Genomic DNA, 16834 nt, shown 5'->3' with positions numbered 1-16834 from the left:
GGTTGTAAAAAATTGGTAACTGTGAGAGTGACTGAACAGTTGCAAAAATTGCGTGCTATGTGTGCGGACAGGAGCGATTATGAAAAATACGACAAGAAAAGAATGGCTGAATTCCCTGCTTTGCATCGTAACTCCGGTGCTGCAGGCTTTGGAAAAAGAAGAACTGAAAAAGACCATGCCGCTGGATTTTCATGGAGAAAGAGCGCCCTTTGCGCCTTTGGAGGCTTTCGGAAGGAGCATGCTCGGCCTGGCGCCCTGGCTGGAGGCGGAGGGACTTGAAGGAGAGGAAAAGGAACTGCAGGAAACCTACCGCAGCCTGGCAGTACGCTGCATAGACAAAGCGACGGATCCGGAATCCGCGGACTTTATGATTTTTAACGAAGGCGGCCAGCCCCTGGTGGATACGGCATTCCTGTGCCATGCGCTGGTACGCGCCCCCAGACAGCTGGCAGGCAGCCTGCCGGAGAGAGTGCACAGGAATCTGGCGGCGGCCCTGAGAAGCTCCAGGCAGATTGTGGCCTGTAATTCCAACTGGATTTTTTTCTCCGCTATGGTGGAAGCCGGATTGTATGTGCTGGGTGAAAAAGATTATGATAAAATGCGCATCGCATACGCCCTCAGGGTATTTGACGGCTGGTATAAAGGGGATGGCGTCTATGGCGATGGTGAAATGTTCCACTGGGATTACTATAACAGCTTTGTTATCCAGCCCATGTATTTGGATCTGGCGGAAATGTTCGTAAATCTGGGGGAAGAATTCCGGGAACTGGAAAAAAGGGTAGCCATCCGGGCCGCACGTTATGCCTCCGTTCTGGAACGGATGATCGCGCCTGACGGAAGCTATCCAATCCTTGGACGTTCCATCTGCTATCGTTTCGGCGCTTTTCAGATGCTGTCCCAGGCCGCGCTGGAACATCGTCTGGAGGGCTCTCTGGAGCCTGCCCAGGTCCGCTGTGCATTGACTGCGGTTATCCGCAGATGTATGGAAAACCAGGAAATGTTTGATCAAAATGGCTGGCTGCAGCCGGGAGTCTGCGGATGCCAGCCCGAACTGGCGGAGGGCTATATCAATGTGGGAAGCCTGTACCTGTGCAGCGCCGTATTCCTGCCGCTGGGCCTTCCCGTTTCTGACCCGTTCTGGGCCGATGAAGATGCGGACTGGACCTCCCGAAAAGTGTGGAGCGGCGGCCACGTACAGATTGATCATGCGATTGACTGAACTAGACAATATTGACCCAACAGGATCATAATAATTATAAGAAGCCAAAATGCAGACTGTTTTGGCTTCTTATTTTTTTGCCATACCTGTCCCCTTAATAAAACCATTCTCATATACATTCCCTCCCCGTCCCGCATTTCGTTCCGTGCACAGTTCCATATCACGCAGTTCCACATCCGCGAAATATATTGGTCACCCCATATTCCTTATGCTATAATATCCAGAGAAATTCATACATTTTTACATCGGATGAAAATGATTGGCCCCGGTTTTCCGGGGATACATTGCTGGCAGGAACGCAGCTGCCGCCGTCGGCGGACAGCACACAGGGGAGGGAAAATACATGATAAAGCTGCTTATCGTAGAGGATGAGCTGATAACCAGGCGCGGTCTGATGCGGCATGTCCCGTGGAAAAAAATAGGCGTGGATGCCGTGGAAACGGCGGAAAATGCATATGAAGCTTTCGGGATATGTGCCAGATGGCAGCCGGATATTGTGCTTTCCGATATTAAGATGAGGGGCATGGACGGTATCGAGATGTGCAGACAGCTGCGCAGCCTTTTGCCGGACTGCCAGATTATTTTTGTCAGCAGCTATTCCTACAAGGAGTATCTGAAGGCCGCTATTGATCTGGGGGCGATACAGTACGTGGAAAAGCCCGTGGTTTTGGAGGAATTAATCGGGGCGGTGGAAAAAGGCATCGAAAGAATTGTTCAGATTAAAAAGCAGAAGGCGTTGCAGGACAGCTATACGGAGAGCATGGATTTTTTGAAGAGGGAGGCTCTGTTTTCCCTGCTTTCCACGCCGGAGGATGTAAAAAAGCTGGAATGTCAGCTGCGCCGGAGCGGCCTTTGGGACAGCGGGGATACCCGGATGCGCATCGGGATTGTAAAGCTGGCGGGAACGGTGGACGACGCCGGGGAGTTTGTCCGCTTCTACCGGGAAAAACTGCAGATATTTATGGCTGAAGAACAATTCTATTGTAATATGGATTTCCACGACAACAGAACGCTGATTTTGCTGGCAACCGGCACGAAGTCCATGCTGGACAGGGATGGGGAACTGATTCGTGCCCTCTGCGTACTGGCCGTGGAATCCAAAGGGGAATACCGTCATTTCCTTGCTGTGGGAGCTATGGTGGAGGAACCCGGAAAGCTGTATGCATCCTATCAGTCCGCCTGCCAGTCGGCAGGATGCCTTTCCTATAAGGGCTTTGCCTCCTTTGCATTTTGTGGGGAAGCGCCGGCCGATCGGTATTTTGAGGTGGGAAAGGAACAGGAGGAGGCCTTTGTGGGCGCGCTTTCCAGGCGGGAGAAGGAGGAAGCCATCCGTATTCTGGAGCAGATTTATGCACAGCTTATAACAGAAAAGGCCGCGTTGAACAGCTCGGTAAAAAATATGTATTTCCTGCTTTACAGCCATATCCAACAGCTGGAAAAGGAACTGTTGACAGGAGAAGGAAGGGAACGCCGGGAATCCGGACGTTTCTGGGACAACGCGCAGACACTGGAAGAACTGCACACCTTTGTTGCCGCCCGGGCCATGGAAGCTATTGAAGCAAGGGAAAGGGAAGGTACCGGAGGAAATGCGGTGATTTTCCAGGTAATTGAAGTGATGAAGCAGCGGTATTCAGACAAAAGCCTGTGTATTAAGGATCTGGCGGATGCCGTATACCTCACGCCCTCCTATCTGTCCGGTCTTTTTAAAAGGAGGACCGGAACCACCATCAACCAGTATTTGACCAACATGCGGATTGACCAGGCCAAGAAGCTGCTGCGTGACAACAGCCTGAAGCTGTATCATGTGGCGGATCTTGTGGGCTATGAGGATGCCGCCTATTTTGCCAGGATTTTCAAGGCGCAGACAGGAATGACGCCCTCAGAATATAAGGAGAACAAGAACCTGTGAAAAAAATATGGTCCCGGATGAAAAATTATTTCAAACGCCTGCCCATGCGGATTAAGCTTACCGTATCCTTTTCCGGCCCTATGATCCTGATTTTTATTCTGCTGCTTTCCTGCAGCTATATGCTGATTGAGAAAAGATACGAAGCGCAGATTATCTATTCCGCAGATCAATCCTTTGAACAGGCGGTCAACTTTCTGGAGAGCCATCTGCAGAATATGAATTATATTTTGGAGCTTGTGGGTGCGGATCGGGAGCTGCAGGACATGCTGGAGGAGGGAAATTACCTTACTAGACAGGAAGCGGGCGATCAGTGGAGGGATTACTGGAGGATCAATGATATTATGACCTCGCTGGAGTTTTCCGACAAAATGTACCAATGTGGAATTTATGTGCCTGACAGCCTTGTTTACGCCTATAACAGATACCATTTTTTCCCGGAATCCGATTTACAGAAGAAACCATATTATGAGGAAATGTGCGGCCGAATCAATCAGGGGCTGTTGTATTTCACAGGGCTTGAAAGAAGCGGCCCGGAGCTGGTGGGAGAGAAGCAGCTGCGTGTGGCAATGCTGAAGAAAATATACGGAGAGGCGGGAAGCGGCAGCTCCTGTATCGCAAGGGTGAGTGTTTCCAGTGATGAACTGGAACGGATTGTGGCGAATTCGGATGTTACGCAGAAGGGAATCAGTTACCTCATTAATCAGAGAGGGGAAATTCTGGCGGCATCCAGCCAGGAAAATCTGGATGAGCTGTCCGGAAAAGGAAGCCTTCCCGGCCATGGCAGGAATTCCTCATGGCAGGAGCTGCGGATGGGAGGAAGCGCCTATCTTTACCGTCAGAGAAAGCTGGAGCAGGCGGAATGGACGCTGGTTTCCATCATTCCCAGACAGGATTTTTACAGGCAGACTTATTTAATGGGAATGACGCTCATCTTTTTTTCCGTGCTGATTGTGCTTTCCATCTTTCTGATTTCCTGGCTGCTGGGAAAATATTACTCAAAGCGTCTGGTAACGCTGAATACGAAGATGAAACAGGTACAGGACGGGCAGCTTTCTTTGGAAATACCGGAGGAGGAAAGCGATGAAATCGGCGAGCTGTTCCGCAGCTTCAGTTATATGACCAAGGAGCTGCGCAAGCTGATGCTGGAGCAGTACCGGCTGGGTAAAAATGTGAAATCGGCAGAGCTGCGCGCGCTGCAGGCGCAGATCAATCCGCACTTTCTGTATAATACCCTGGATTTGATCAACTGGGAGGCCATGGATTACAATGCGCCGGAAATCATGGAGCTTGCGCAGAATCTGGCTCAGTTCTATCGGATCAGCCTGAATAAGGGAAGGCAGATCGTCAGGGTGCGGGAGGAGCTGAACCATGTACGTGCCTATGTCAGGATAGAAAATTACCATTTTGATAATGCCATCAGCCTTGAGATTGATGCGCAGGAGGGCGTGGAGGAGCTGTCCTGCATCAACATCATCCTTCAGCCCTTTGTGGAAAATGCGATTATGTACAGCATTGCCAGGGCGCCTGACATGGTGGAATGCAGAATCCGTATATCCGCGGTGACCGAAGGAAAGGATCTCGTTTTTTGTATCACCGACAACGGGCTTGGCATGACGGCGGAACAGGTAGCGCATATTTTTGAAGAAAATACGTGCGAAGTGAGCCATGGCTACGGAGCCAAGAACGTGAACTTCAGGATTAAGCTGTGCTATGGGGAAGAATATGGAGTTTCCTATGAAAGCCAGGTGGGAAAGGGAACCACGGTTACAGTCCGTCTGCCCGCCCTGACCCCGGAGGAAGCGGAAAAGATTCTGTATATTGACAGTTAAAACGGAAAAAGACAACAAAATAAAAAAACGGCAAAATAAATAGCCGGCAGACGCGGCAGGAGTCCGGGGACAGGATTCCTGCTGCGTTATTTTTTGGGTATAAGGAGGCCGGTGGCAGCAACCTTGAATGGTAAAAAAGAGCATAAAAAATGTACTAATATTAAATTTTTATGCAAATTACCAATGGCAAATAAAAATATAAAATAAAAATGATTGTAAAAGCAATATAATTTATAAATAAATATACAAAATGCACACAAAGCATAAAATAATCCGGTAAATCTCAGTTTTGTCATATTTCAATTTTTATCAAGGAATAATACAATACTTATATCAGCAATACGTACACAACGCGGTAGTAAAAAGTGAAATGTGTACAGAAAAGATTACGGTTCGGCCCTGGCCGGACTGTAACCAGTAAAGAAGGGGGATGGAAGTCGTGAAAGAGCGATTTAAGAACTTTGGCCATGAACTGAAAAAAAACAGGGCGCTGTTCCTCATGGCGCTGCCTGCGGTGCTCCTGGTCCTGGTCCTGTCATATCTGCCCATGTCGGGCCTGATACTGGCATTCAAGAATTACCGGTTTGACAGGGGGGTATTCGGCAGTGACTGGAATGGCCTGGAGAACTTCCGTTACCTGTTTTCGTCGGGAACAGGATGGCTGATTACCAAAAACACAATTCTCTACAATCTCCTGAATCTGATTACCTCTCAGGGGCTTGCAATCATTCTTGCCATTATCATTTCTGAAATGCAAGGCAAATACTACAAGAAAATTACCCAGTCTGTTATCTTTTTTCCTTACTTTATTTCCTGGGTAATCGTCGGCGCTTTCGTCTACAACATTTTCAACTATGAAACAGGACTTCTTAACGGCTGGCTTACTTCGCTGGGAATAGAAAAAATCAATGTCTATTCCATGCCGTGGGTCTGGCCTATCATCATCTGCTGCTTTAATGCCTGGAAGTGGTGCGGCTACAATTCCATTATTTACATAGCGGCCATTACCGGAATCGACGGAGAGTGCTACGAGGCGGCGCAGATTGACGGTGCAAATATTTTTCAGCGTATCTGGTACATTACGCTGCCCTGTATCAAGCCTACGGTAATTACCATGCTTCTTCTGCAGGTGGGCAGAATCCTGCGCGGCGATTTTGAAATGTTCTATCAAATCGTTGGAAATAACGGGCAGCTCTATAATGCAACCGATGTAATCGATACCTACGTGTTCCGTTCCCTGATGCAGAATTCCAATCTGGGAATGACGGCGGCGGCCACCTTCTATCAGTCCATTCTCTGTTTCATTATCATCATGCTGGTAAATACAGTTGTCAAAAAAATCGACGAAGATTACGCGTTGTTCTAGGGAGGGAGTGAGAAATTATGGCAGCAAAGGAACAGGTTATGGAATCCAGGAAAGTAAAAATGGGGACGGCTGCGATTGTATTCAATATAATCGGCTATATACTGGTAGGGCTTGTGGCAATCATCTGTTTATTGCCCTTTATCATGCTGATATCCGGTTCTTTTTCTTCGGAACAGGCCATCCGCTTTACCGGCTATGGACTGCTCCCCAAGGAGTTTACGCTGGAAGCATACCGGATTGTATTCAAATATCCGGAAAAAATAGCACGGGCGTACGGTGTATCCATATTTATTACGGTAACGGGAACCGTGCTGGGACTGTTTATCACTACGATGGCAGCTTATGTCATCAGCAGAAAGGACTTTAAATACCGTAATGTAATTTCCTTTTTCTTCTATTTTACGACGTTGTTTAACGGTGGAATGGTAAGCACCTACATTTTTTACATCCAGTACCTGCATCTGAAGGATAACTTACTAGCGCTTATCTTACCGGGAATGGTAAATATTTTCTATCTGCTCATCATGCGCAGCTTTGTCGCGGCGGTACCCATTGCACTGGTGGAATCCGCGAAAATAGACGGGGCGGGAGAGTTTCGGACCTTTCTCCAGATTGTCCTGCCGCTTCTGAAATCAGGGCTTGCAACCATCGGTCTGTTCATGGCGCTGGGCTACTGGAATGACTGGTACAATGCCATGCTTTACATGAACAGTTCGGAAAAATATCCGCTTCAGTACATGCTTTATGACCTGCTGCAGCAGACGCAGGCGCTGGCCAGAATCGCCAGCCAGGCGGGTATCCGGGTGGAAAGCCTGCCATCCAACACGCTGAAGCTGGCAATGGCGGTAGTGGCCACAGGGCCGATTATCCTGCTTTATCCGTTCGTACAGAAATACTTTGTTAAAGGTGTCACAATCGGCTCCGTGAAGGGCTGATGGATGATATATGAAAAAAAGGAGGGTTATAAACATGAAAAAAGCTTCTAAACTGATCTCCACGCTGCTTACGGCAGCCATGGTGGGAACACTTCTCGCAGGCTGCGGCGGCAGCAGTTCAAACACAACCACGGCGGAGTCCGTTGCGGACAAGGGCACGGCTTCCACAGAGGCAGCCTCATCGGGGGAAACAGGGCTGGATACCTCGGAGGAGGTGGAGCTGGTGATGTACGTAGTCAGCAATGAGCCTGCAAAACAGCAGGAGCTGACGGACAACATGAATAAGATTTTTAAGGAAAAGCTGAACTGCACGCTGAAAATCAACTATATCGGCTGGGCGGAATACCCCAACAAGTATCCGCTGCTGTTCTCCTCAGGAGAAGCCTTTGATATGGCCTATGCCGCTACCTGGCTGAACTTTTCGGCGCTGGCACAGAAGGGGGCGTTCATGAATCTGGATGAACTCTGGCCTACCTATGCGCCTGACAATTTTGCCATGCAGTCGGAAACAGCCAAGCAGCAGGCTACTATCGACGGACATTATTACTGCGTTCCCACACTGCTGGCAACCTATTCCGCATACGGCCCCATGTGGCGCACTGATATTCTTGACGGAACAGACTGGGACGGCAAAATGGAAAGCTTTGAGGACATGGAAAAATACATGGATCTGGTAAAGGCCAACCGTCCTGAATTTGAACCCTACGACGTATGCTCCTCCGGTTCCGAAATGGATGACCTGTATATGTACAATAACGGGATGTATGCTATTAAGGGATCAACCAATGATTTTCTGTTTATTGATCCCATGGAAGAAAATCCCAAGCTTTTCACCTATTATGAATATGACAAAACCCCGGAATTCCTGGAAATGATGAATCGCTGGAATGAAAAAGGCTTTTTCAGCAAATCAGCCCTGTCCGATACGGATACGGAAAAAACGAAAAACGGGAAGGCAGCGCTGAAAATCCATAATGTGGATACTTTTACAGGACTGGTTATTGACAAACCGGAGTATTCCTTTGATTATGCGAATCTGGTGAAGGATGTTTCGAACCTGTCCTTTACACAGGATGCCATGGTTATTTCCAATACCTCCAAGCATCCGGAAAGGGCGTTGGCGCTCTGGAACCTGATTACTACGGACAGAGAAGCATTTGACGCATTCTTCTATGGCATCAAGGATGTTTCCTATGAACTGAATGACAAGGGCGAGGTAAAAACACTGGATCCTGACAATTATGCTGCATCCGCCATGTGGGCGGCCCGTACCACTGAACTGAACAGGGATGGCATCGGCACACCTGAGCGCACCACAGAGCTGAAAAAGGAATGGGATGCATATATTAAGGATGGCGTGGGAAGCCAGAAGTACCGTTCTTTCGTACTGGATACCTCTTCAATTGAAACGGAGTATGCGGCCTGTCAGAATGTGCATCAGCAGTACTGGTGGCCTTTGGAGCTTGGCTATACGGATCCGGTAAGCGGTCTGAAGGAATATCAGGAAAAGATGGAAGCGGCCGGTATTGAAAAGGTACGCGAGGTATTGCAGCAGCAGTTGGATGCTTATGTTGCAGGCTTAAAACAGTAAGAATTTAAAGCAATAAAGATTTAAAGCTAAGAAAAGTTTTAGTATACAAAGGCGGCGGTAAATTTTCCGCCGCCTTTACCGGGTATTATGCCGGAAAGAAGGGGGAAAGGGATTTTTATGGAAAGAAGAGTGAAGGTATATCTGACAGATATCAGGAACGGCAGACGCCTTTCGGAAGAGACGCCGCTTGTTTTTAAAGCGGACAAATCAGGAAATGATGGTAATGAGGGACACGTCCTGAATGTATATGATCAGGTAAAGTATCAGGAAATCCTGGGTTTCGGAGGGGCTTTTACCCAGGCCGCCGCTGTGAACTATAAAAAGCTGGATGAAGCACAGAGGGAAGAGGTGCTGACTGCTTATTTCGACAGGGAAAAGGGGCTTGGCTACAGCTTCTGCCGCCTTACCATCAACAGCTGTGATTTTTCCACGGAAATGTATTCCTATGATGATACACCGGAAGACTTTGAACTGAAGGATTTTTCCATTGCCAGGGACAGGGAGGATGTGATTCCCATGGTCCATGCAGCCCGGGAAAAGGCGTCGGAACTGCTCTTGTTCGCTTCTCCCTGGAGTCCTCCGGCCTGGATGAAAACCAATGGGAAAATGGATAAGGGAGGATTCCTGCGGGCAGACTGCAGACAGGTCTGGGCGGATTATACGGCCAGGTACCTTCAGGCCTATGAAAAGGAAGGAATCCCCATCTGGGGCGTTACCGTACAGAATGAGGCAAAGGCGGAGCAGGGCTGGGAATCCTGCCATTATGAGGCAGGAGAGGAACGGGATTTTGTGACAGGTTTCCTGAAGCCTGCTTATGAAAAAGCAGGACTGGGTGACAGAAAGATTTTTTTCTGGGATCACAATAAAGAGCGCGCGGTGGACAGAGGGCTGGAAACACTTTGCAATGAGCGATCAAGAGCGGCCTTTGACGGCATGGCGGTTCACTGGTATTCCGGTGATCATTTTGGGGCGCTGGATGTTTTCCACCGCCTGTATCCGGAAAAGCTTCTTATTGCCTCCGAACAGTGCAAGGGGAGAGAGAAGCTGCCGTGGGAGTCGGGAGAGGCCTATGCCCATGATATCATAGGGGATTTGAATAACTGGGTGAGCGCGTGGGTGGACTGGAATATGCTGCTGGATGAAAACGGAGGCCCTGATCACTGGCTGGATGAGCAGCTTCAGTGGGAAAGCATCACACGGAAACGCCTGGAAAGAGGCCTGGAAATCGACTGGAAAAAGGAAGACTTCCGGAAGCTGATGGAGGAAGAGGGAATTTGGTTCGGCGAGTCGCCGCTTCTGTGTGATCATGGGGAAAAAAGCCTGCATTACGCCTCATCTTATTATTATATCGGCCATTTCAGCCGTTTTATCAAACGTGGGGCAAAGAGAATCGGCAGCTCGGTCTATACCTCGGATTTGGAAGTATGCGCTTTCCAAAATCCCGACGGCTCAATAGCCGCTGTGGCGATGAATGCATCGGAGGAAGTAAAAAAGGTGGTACTCCGGTTCCATGAAGAAATAGCGCAGACCTTTATCCCCGCGCACAGCATCGTAACCTTCGTATTTTAACCGTATGTTTGGCAGGAAGTAAGCCGTTTTTATCCTGCCTGACGAATACGCGCGCTTCAGCGGGCAGATAGGAGCAGAAATGGAAAATAACATGAAAATAAGAGGCGTAAATCTGGGTAACTGGCTGGTGCTGGAAAAATGGATGAGTCCAGCGCTGTTTGAAGGAACGAAGGCGGAGGACGAGGATGCGCTATGCAGGGAACTCCCCAGACAGGAGCTGATCGAAAGACTGACAGCACACAGAGACAGCTATATTACAAGGGAAGATTTTATATACATCAGTGAGCGGGGACTGAATATGGTCCGCATACCCGTACCTCACTTTATATTTGGAGATGACCCGGTGTACTGTGAACCGTATGTGCCCTGTATTGAATATCTGGATCGTGCATTTGACTGGGCCGGTGAAACAGGCCTGCAGATACTGATTGACCTTCATACGGCGCCGGAAAGCCAAAACGGCTTTGATAACGGCGGCATCTGTGGTGTCTGTAAATGGGCGCAGAGTCCCGAACGGATTGACAGAGTACTCAAGGTGCTTGGAATGCTGGCGGAGCGGTATAAAAGCCATCCGGCGCTGTGGGGGATTCAACTGTTGAATGAACCCATATCCGAACCGTTGTGGCAGATGATCCGTAGCAGATATCTCCCGCAGGATCCGGAAAGGGCGGCAGGCTCCTCCTTTGTACCGTTGGAGGTTTTATACGATTTTTATACCAGAGGCTATCATATGCTGCGAAGTATCTTGCCTCCGGATAAGAAAATCGTGTTCCACGATGGTTTCCGGTTTGAGGTATGGGATACTTTTTTCAGGGAAGCAGGTTTTGAAAATGTGGTGCTTGATGCGCACTGGTATCTGGGCATGGGACAGCCCGATGAAGATACGGATGAGCTTTCCTATATGAATGCCATATTAAAGGAAGACGTAAAAAAACTGAAACGAATGGAGGCAGTGGTTCCTGTAATTATAGGAGAATGGTGCCTGTCCCATAACCTGAAGCCCGGCAGAGAATATTCCGCATTGGAAAAACAGCTTTCCTACAGGCTTATCGGTGATGCCCAGCTTATGGCATGGGAATCGGCAAGCGGATATTTCTTCTGGAGCTACAAGCTGCTTTCCCAACCGGAGGGCTGGGATTTCAGGAAGTGCGTGGAAAAAGGCTGGCTGCCGGACAATCTGGAAAAAGGCTTCTGATTCCAGGCAAAGCCTGTGCCGATGATTCCCGCCTACGCTCCTTTTGGGTTCCTGCGGCTTCATTTTCCCGGGCTTTTCCGCCGGCCGGGGAAATGACCAGATGACAAAAGGTCCGGAAACAAAAATACCCGGAAACGGATTGACAAAGAAAAAAGTCTGTTATATAATGACACCGTTCATCGGAGGGTGAACCATTCGTAAGGAAATGGTAACCGGATAAGATGCTGGCTGAGATGCCTGCTTCTTATCCGGTTTTTTGTGCGGCGATTTTTAAGCGTCAGCTATATATACATACAGAGAAAGGGGAACAGAAGATATGAAAGAAACGCAGAATTTTACAAAAGGAAATATTCTCACCTCCCTCGTCCGGTTTGCGCTGCCGGTGCTGGCGGCGTTATTTTTGCAGACGATGTACGGTGCGGTGGATATGCTGGTGGTAGGCCGGTTTGCCACGGCGGCGGATGTTTCCGCCGTTTCCACAGGAAGCTGGCTGATGCAGCTGATTACTTCGTTTGTGGTAGGGATTGCCATGGGTACGACAGTGCTTCTTGGCCGAAGGCTGGGAGAAGGAAAGCCGGAAGAAGCCGGAAAAATCATCGGATCCAGCATCGTTCTCTTTGCCATCATCGGAGTGGTAATCACCTTTTTTATGGAACTGTGTGCGGTGCCTGTGGCGCAGATCATGCGTACGCCCATCGAGGCCTTTGACGCAACGGTCTTGTATGTCCGTATCTGTTCGGCCGGATCGGTTTTTATCGTTGCCTACAATGTGCTGGGCAGTATTTTCCGGGGAATCGGGGATTCAAGGATGCCGCTGGTTACAGTGGCAATAGCCTGTGTATTTAATATTGCGGGAGATTTCCTTCTGGTGGGCGTTTTCGGCATGGCGACGGCAGGAGCGGCGATTGCCACGGTTCTTGCCCAGGCGCTCAGCGTGATCATTTCCGTACTGATTATCCGGAGGCAGAAGCTTCCCTTTACCTTCCGCAGAACGGATATTGTTTTTGACAGAAAAAGAATGGGAAGCGTATTCCGCCTGGGACTGCCCATCGCTTTCCAGGATCTTCTTGTGAGTATTTCCTTCCTTGCCATTACGGCAATTGTAAACTCTCTGGGAGTGATCCCTTCGGCAGGCGTGGGCGTGGCGGAGAAGCTGTGCGGATTCATCATGCTGGTGCCCTCGGCCTTTAACCAGTCTATGTCCGCTTTTGTAGCCCAGAATATGGGCGCGGGAAGAATGGATCGGGCCAAGCGCGCCCTGCTGTGCGGAATCGGAATGTCTCTTGTGGTCGGCGTGTTTATGGCCTGGCTTTCCTTCTTCCACGGGGATCTTCTGGCAGGGCTGTTCGCCAGGGATGAAGCGGTCATTGCGGCCGCCGCGGATTATCTGAAGGCCTATGCAATCGACTGCCTGCTGGTGTCCGTTATGTTCTGCATGATAGGCTATTTCAACGGCTGCGGGAAAACACTTTTCGTCATGCTGCAGGGCATTGCGGGCGCATTCGGCGTCAGAATCCCCGTGTCCCTCATCATGAGCAGAATCAAGCCGGTATCCTTGTTCAAGGTGGGCCTGGCAACCCCCTGTTCCTCTGTGGTACAGATTATATTGTGCGTTGGTTATTTTCTCCTGCTTTCCCGCAGAAAACCCAAAAAAGAGGCAGGAGAGTAAGGCCTGTCAGTCCGGTTCGCAGTCCTTCAGTGTAATATGCTTCAACGAGGGTGTCAAATCTATTCAGCACAATGTAATCATTATCCGCTCCGGCGCCCGTTAAGCTACAGGTCTGCATACAAATTCAATGTGACAGCCAGCCAATTCCCTGTCAGCGTTGCAGTGACTTCCCCGCCAAGCTTTTCCGCAAGCAGCTTCACAACAGCCAGTCCCAGCCCCGTACTTCCCTGTGTCCTTGCGGCGTTCCCTGTATAAAAACGGTCGAACATCCGCTCCACGTCAGGGCGCGCCCCTGCTTTGACCGGATTTTCCATCCGCAGCATGATGCTCCCCTCCGGATTTTCTGAAAGGGAAATCCGGATATCCCCTGGACTGTAACGAACCGCATTGGTCAGCAGATTCTGCAGGATACGCTCCAGCATGCCGGGATCAGTACGTAAGAAAACAGATTTGTCGGGCAGCAGGATATCAGGATGTATCCCTCCGGCTTCCAGCAGAAATGCATTTTCCGTGAGAAAGTCAATGAGCATGTTGGAGAGATTAACAGACTCTTTATGCGGCTGCAGCTGTTCGGAATTCAGGACAGAAAGCTCATAAAAGGCTTCAATAAGCTCATTCATACGGCGGGCCTTCCGAAGCGCTGTATCCGTCCTGCGCAGCTGTTCATCTGAAAGAAAGGTGCGCTCCAACAGCTGCAGATGTCCCATAATAACGGTAAGCGGCGTGCGCAAATCATGGGAAATCCCGGCGATGGACTCCCTGAGCTGTTCCTCATGGCGCAGGGCGCCCGCCGTAAGGGAGCGCTGTCTGGCATAGTGCCGGTTGATTTGCCCGGCAAGGCGCTCCAGGTCACGATCAGTGAGGGACAGCTCCAGCATTTTTTCAGTTCCGCCGTCCGCGAGCAGGGTAAGCTGCTTCGACAGATGACGGATTTCTTTTTTCAGCAGATAATATTTAGTACAGATAAAAACGAACAAAATACCGAAAAAAAAGATGCAAAGACCGATGGCGTCCGCCCCCCTTCCTTCCTGCGGTTTAAACTGCCCCAGCCCCAAAATTCTCCAGGCGGCTGCTGCAGGATATCCATAACTTTTCAATTACACTTTACAGTCACGTATCTTATTTCAGTTCACATCTCCTGAAAGCGCCCCAGGCCGCGGGAATCAGCACTGCATACCAGATCAGCGCCACCATCAGCCCTTCCGGATAGAACCAGTCCGATAATACGACAGCCTCCCTGATCTGGAAGGTGGGAAGAAAACGGACAGGAAATCCCAGCATCATGCCATAACCTAAGTAAAGAGCAAGCGTAAAGGTAACCAGGGCGGCAGCGGCAACGGATTTCGCCATGTCCCTTAGCCGGAAGCAGCAGAGTAGCGGCAGCAGGAAAAATGCGCTGTTTTGCAGAAGGGAATAAACCAGGGTTCTCAGCACTGTCTGTAGAAATATGCCGCCGTCCGGAAGGCCAAAACGGGACAGCTCCCGCAGACAGCCCGCGGCTGGATAAACGAAAGCAGGCAGATTAAAGGCTGGAAGCAGCACCACGAGCCTGGCGGCAAAGATATGGGAACGTGAATGTCCGGCGGTGATTTCCCGGTCAATTGTCCGGCAGGAAAACTCCTGCCCCAGGAGAAAGGCGAGCAGGCAGGAAAGCAGAAAAGTGGAATCATAAATCATGCTGTTCCATATATCCGTTAAAGTTTTTGGCTCGCCGCCCGGATTCCCCGGGGAATCAATAAGATAGGTGTCCGCCATAAGAAAACCAAGAACGAAAACAGCCAGTGTACTTATTTGGTAAATCCGGTTCCTGAACAGCTGATACCGTTCCATTTTTATCAGATTAAGCATAGCAACCTCCCTATTTTAAATCGGCATGACAGAATATGATGCCCGCGCCCGCAAAGCAGAGGAAAACCCAGGCAGCATCCACAAAAACAAGCTGTGTGAAGGGTATGGCCAGCTGTCCCAAAGAGAGGAAGCGAAGCTGCCCCATGGGAATAAAAGGCGCCAGAAGCTGTGCATCGGGCAAGTTCAGCAGAAAAATCATCAGAAAAAAAGCGCTCATTCCCAGAGAAAGTGTTTTCCCCACATCCCGACAGACAAAAGCCAGGAAAAAGGGAAGGCTTCCCATGGCACATACGGCCATAAAGATAACGCCTGCCTCAGCCGCCGGCCGGACAGTGGCTGGAAAACAGCTTCCCCCGAAGAAAAGATGTCCCCAGAGAGACGCAGCAAATAGCGGCGCTGTCAGGATACAGCAGGATGCGGTGAGAAAAACAATTCCTTTTGCAAGAAACAGGGAAAGCCTCTTGTGTCCGGCGGTCACGGCGGCATGTAAGGTCCGGTTCTCAAAATCCACCCCCACAAAGAGCGGGCATAATATTATGCTGAGAAAATAAAGCAGCGGCGTATTGAACAGTGCGCCGGAAAAGCAGTCCGCCGCAGATGCGGGCAGCTTCCGGTCAAGCATCATCACGCTTCCCAGCAGCAGGGAAAAGGCGAGCAGCTCGGAAAAGCTTTTCTGATGTGCAAGCTTATACAACTCAGCCTTCAGCAGCTGTGCCATGTCGTCCCCCTCCTATCCTGTTTAGAAAATATTCTTCCAGAGTATCTCCCTCCTGCTGCAGTCCGGTAACAAGGATTCCGGCATCCGACAGGATCTGCGCCGCCAGTTCCGGCTCATCCGTATGCTCGTACAGGCGGATGCTTCCATCGGGCATAAGCTGCATCTCTTCCGTATCCAGCTTTTGCTCCAGAAGAAGAAGGGCCTTCTGCGGGTCCTTTGTGCGGATGGAAAGACAGCGTTTACAGCGTTCGTCCAGTTCCCTGTCCGTAAGCTCCTCTATAATGCGTCCCCTGTCAATCAGGATAAAATGGGAAGCCGTCTGATAAAGCTCCTCCAGGATATGGCTGGATACGAGAATGGTTACGCCGTATTCCCGGTTCAGCTGGCCCAGCAGCCTTCTGATTTCCACAATGCCGGCGGGATCGAGGCCGTTGACAGGCTCATCCAGAATCAGGAACTCGGGAGTGCTTAACAGTGCAAGGGCGATCCCCAGACGCTGCCTCATTCCCAGGGAAAAATTCCGGGCCTTTTTCTTTCCGGTATCCTGAAGGCCTACGGTTTTCAGACAGCCGGGGATGATGCTTTTGTCGGGAATTCCTCTCTGGATTCTCTGAACCTCCAGATTCTGCGCCGCGGTAAGATTGGGGTAGAGGGCGGGTGTTTCGATCATGCAGCCGATGCGCCTGCGCTGCTCCTGCAGCCCGGACGGCGTGCTTTTCCCCCATAAGGAAAGTTCCCCCTGCGTGGGAAAGGAAAGTCCGGTAATCAGCCGCAGAAGCGTGGTTTTCCCCGCGCCGTTCTGGCCGATGAAGCCATAGATTTCCCCTTTTTCCAGCCGCAGGCTGATATGATCCAAAGCGGTGGTATGTTTATATTTTTTTGTCAGTGCGTTTGTTTCCAAAACAGCAGTATTCATATCGTCAGCTCCTTTCTAATCCCAAGTCTAAGGCGAAAGGTTAAAGAATTTCTTAAGTGGACCGGGATAA

13 protein-coding genes are annotated in these 16834 nt (G+C 50.0%); 9 read left to right on the top strand and 4 right to left on the bottom strand.

Annotated features, from left to right (window positions below; genetic code table 11):
* The first annotated feature begins 79 nt into the window (after positions 1–79).
* The 9 genes from FYJ45_RS00585 to FYJ45_RS00545 all read left to right on the top strand — a co-directional run bounded on the left by FYJ45_RS00585 (position 80) and on the right by FYJ45_RS00545 (position 13282).
* Positions 80–1219: a DUF2264 domain-containing protein gene (locus tag FYJ45_RS00585; RefSeq protein WP_154462986.1), complete on the top strand. Its 1140-nt coding sequence runs from the start codon at positions 80–82 to the stop codon at positions 1217–1219.
* 343 nt (positions 1220–1562) lie between these two features.
* Positions 1563–3128 (top strand): response regulator transcription factor, encoded by a 1566-nt coding sequence (locus FYJ45_RS00580; RefSeq protein WP_154462985.1) that lies wholly within the window; start codon positions 1563–1565, stop codon positions 3126–3128.
* A complete protein-coding gene (locus tag FYJ45_RS31615; RefSeq protein WP_154462984.1) occupies positions 3125–4957 on the top strand; it encodes a cache domain-containing sensor histidine kinase in 1833 nt (610 codons plus the stop codon). The genes FYJ45_RS00580 and FYJ45_RS31615 overlap by 4 nt, the downstream gene beginning before the upstream one ends.
* 430 nt (positions 4958–5387) lie before the next feature.
* On the top strand, positions 5388–6323 hold the full coding sequence (locus FYJ45_RS00570) for an ABC transporter permease (RefSeq protein WP_154462983.1): 936 nt from the start codon (positions 5388–5390) through the stop codon (positions 6321–6323).
* Between the two features lie 17 nt (positions 6324–6340).
* Complete coding sequence (locus tag FYJ45_RS00565) at positions 6341–7258, top strand: carbohydrate ABC transporter permease (RefSeq protein ID WP_021636070.1); 918 nt, start codon at positions 6341–6343, stop codon at positions 7256–7258.
* A gap of 34 nt (positions 7259–7292) precedes the next feature.
* The gene (locus FYJ45_RS00560; protein ID WP_195841587.1) at positions 7293–8849 is read left to right on the top strand and encodes an ABC transporter substrate-binding protein; all 1557 of its coding nucleotides are present in this window, start codon (positions 7293–7295) and stop codon (positions 8847–8849) included.
* Between the two features lie 117 nt (positions 8850–8966).
* Entirely contained in the window at positions 8967–10418 is a 1452-nt protein-coding gene (locus FYJ45_RS00555; protein ID WP_154462981.1) for a glycoside hydrolase family 30 protein, read from the top strand.
* 79 nt (positions 10419–10497) lie between these two features.
* The gene (locus FYJ45_RS00550) at positions 10498–11613 is read left to right on the top strand and encodes a glycoside hydrolase family 5 protein (protein ID WP_235930461.1); all 1116 of its coding nucleotides are present in this window, start codon (positions 10498–10500) and stop codon (positions 11611–11613) included.
* A 316-nt stretch (positions 11614–11929) separates the two neighbouring features.
* Positions 11930–13282: an MATE family efflux transporter gene (locus FYJ45_RS00545; RefSeq protein WP_154462980.1), complete on the top strand. Its 1353-nt coding sequence runs from the start codon at positions 11930–11932 to the stop codon at positions 13280–13282.
* 104 nt (positions 13283–13386) lie between these two features.
* Here the strand turns inward: FYJ45_RS00545 and FYJ45_RS00540 are convergent, their stop codons facing one another.
* From FYJ45_RS00540 to FYJ45_RS00525, 4 genes are read right to left on the bottom strand one after another with little or no spacing between them, the layout of a single operon-like run.
* Entirely contained in the window at positions 13387–14379 is a 993-nt protein-coding gene (locus FYJ45_RS00540; protein ID WP_235930460.1) for a sensor histidine kinase, read from the bottom strand.
* A 22-nt stretch (positions 14380–14401) separates the two neighbouring features.
* Positions 14402–15130: an ABC transporter permease gene (locus FYJ45_RS00535; RefSeq protein WP_154462979.1), complete on the bottom strand. Its 729-nt coding sequence runs from the start codon at positions 15128–15130 to the stop codon at positions 14402–14404.
* Between the two features lie 10 nt (positions 15131–15140).
* The gene (locus FYJ45_RS00530) at positions 15141–15848 is read right to left on the bottom strand and encodes an ABC transporter permease (RefSeq protein ID WP_154462978.1); all 708 of its coding nucleotides are present in this window, start codon (positions 15846–15848) and stop codon (positions 15141–15143) included.
* Positions 15826–16764: an ATP-binding cassette domain-containing protein gene (locus FYJ45_RS00525; RefSeq protein ID WP_154462977.1), complete on the bottom strand. Its 939-nt coding sequence runs from the start codon at positions 16762–16764 to the stop codon at positions 15826–15828. Before FYJ45_RS00525 ends, FYJ45_RS00530 begins: the two co-directional genes overlap by 23 nt.
* Positions 16765–16834 lie beyond the last annotated feature (70 nt).

Origin of the sequence: Eisenbergiella porci (genome assembly GCF_009696275.1) — a bacterium.
Lineage (GTDB): Bacteria > Bacillota > Clostridia > Lachnospirales > Lachnospiraceae > Eisenbergiella > Eisenbergiella porci.
This window is presented reverse-complemented; position numbering and strand designations above follow the sequence as displayed.

Excerpts from the sequence above, each read along its gene's own strand:
- FYJ45_RS00585 (WP_154462986.1), top strand. The coding sequence starts at position 80 with ATGAAAAATACGACAAGAAAAGAATGGCTGAATTCCCTGCTTTGCATC.
- FYJ45_RS00580 (WP_154462985.1), top strand. The coding sequence starts at position 1,563 with ATGATAAAGCTGCTTATCGTAGAGGATGAGCTGATAACCAGGCGCGGT.
- FYJ45_RS00570 (WP_154462983.1), top strand. The coding sequence starts at position 5,388 with ATGGAAGTCGTGAAAGAGCGATTTAAGAACTTTGGCCATGAACTGAAA.
- FYJ45_RS00565 (WP_021636070.1), top strand. The coding sequence starts at position 6,341 with ATGGCAGCAAAGGAACAGGTTATGGAATCCAGGAAAGTAAAAATGGGG.
- FYJ45_RS00560 (WP_195841587.1), top strand. The coding sequence starts at position 7,293 with ATGAAAAAAGCTTCTAAACTGATCTCCACGCTGCTTACGGCAGCCATG.
- FYJ45_RS00555 (WP_154462981.1), top strand. The coding sequence starts at position 8,967 with ATGGAAAGAAGAGTGAAGGTATATCTGACAGATATCAGGAACGGCAGA.
- FYJ45_RS00550 (WP_235930461.1), top strand. The coding sequence starts at position 10,498 with ATGGAAAATAACATGAAAATAAGAGGCGTAAATCTGGGTAACTGGCTG.
- FYJ45_RS00545 (WP_154462980.1), top strand. The coding sequence starts at position 11,930 with ATGAAAGAAACGCAGAATTTTACAAAAGGAAATATTCTCACCTCCCTC.
- FYJ45_RS00535 (WP_154462979.1), bottom strand. The coding sequence starts at position 15,130 with ATGCTTAATCTGATAAAAATGGAACGGTATCAGCTGTTCAGGAACCGG.
- FYJ45_RS00530 (WP_154462978.1), bottom strand. The coding sequence starts at position 15,848 with ATGGCACAGCTGCTGAAGGCTGAGTTGTATAAGCTTGCACATCAGAAA.
- FYJ45_RS00525 (WP_154462977.1), bottom strand. The coding sequence starts at position 16,764 with ATGAATACTGCTGTTTTGGAAACAAACGCACTGACAAAAAAATATAAA.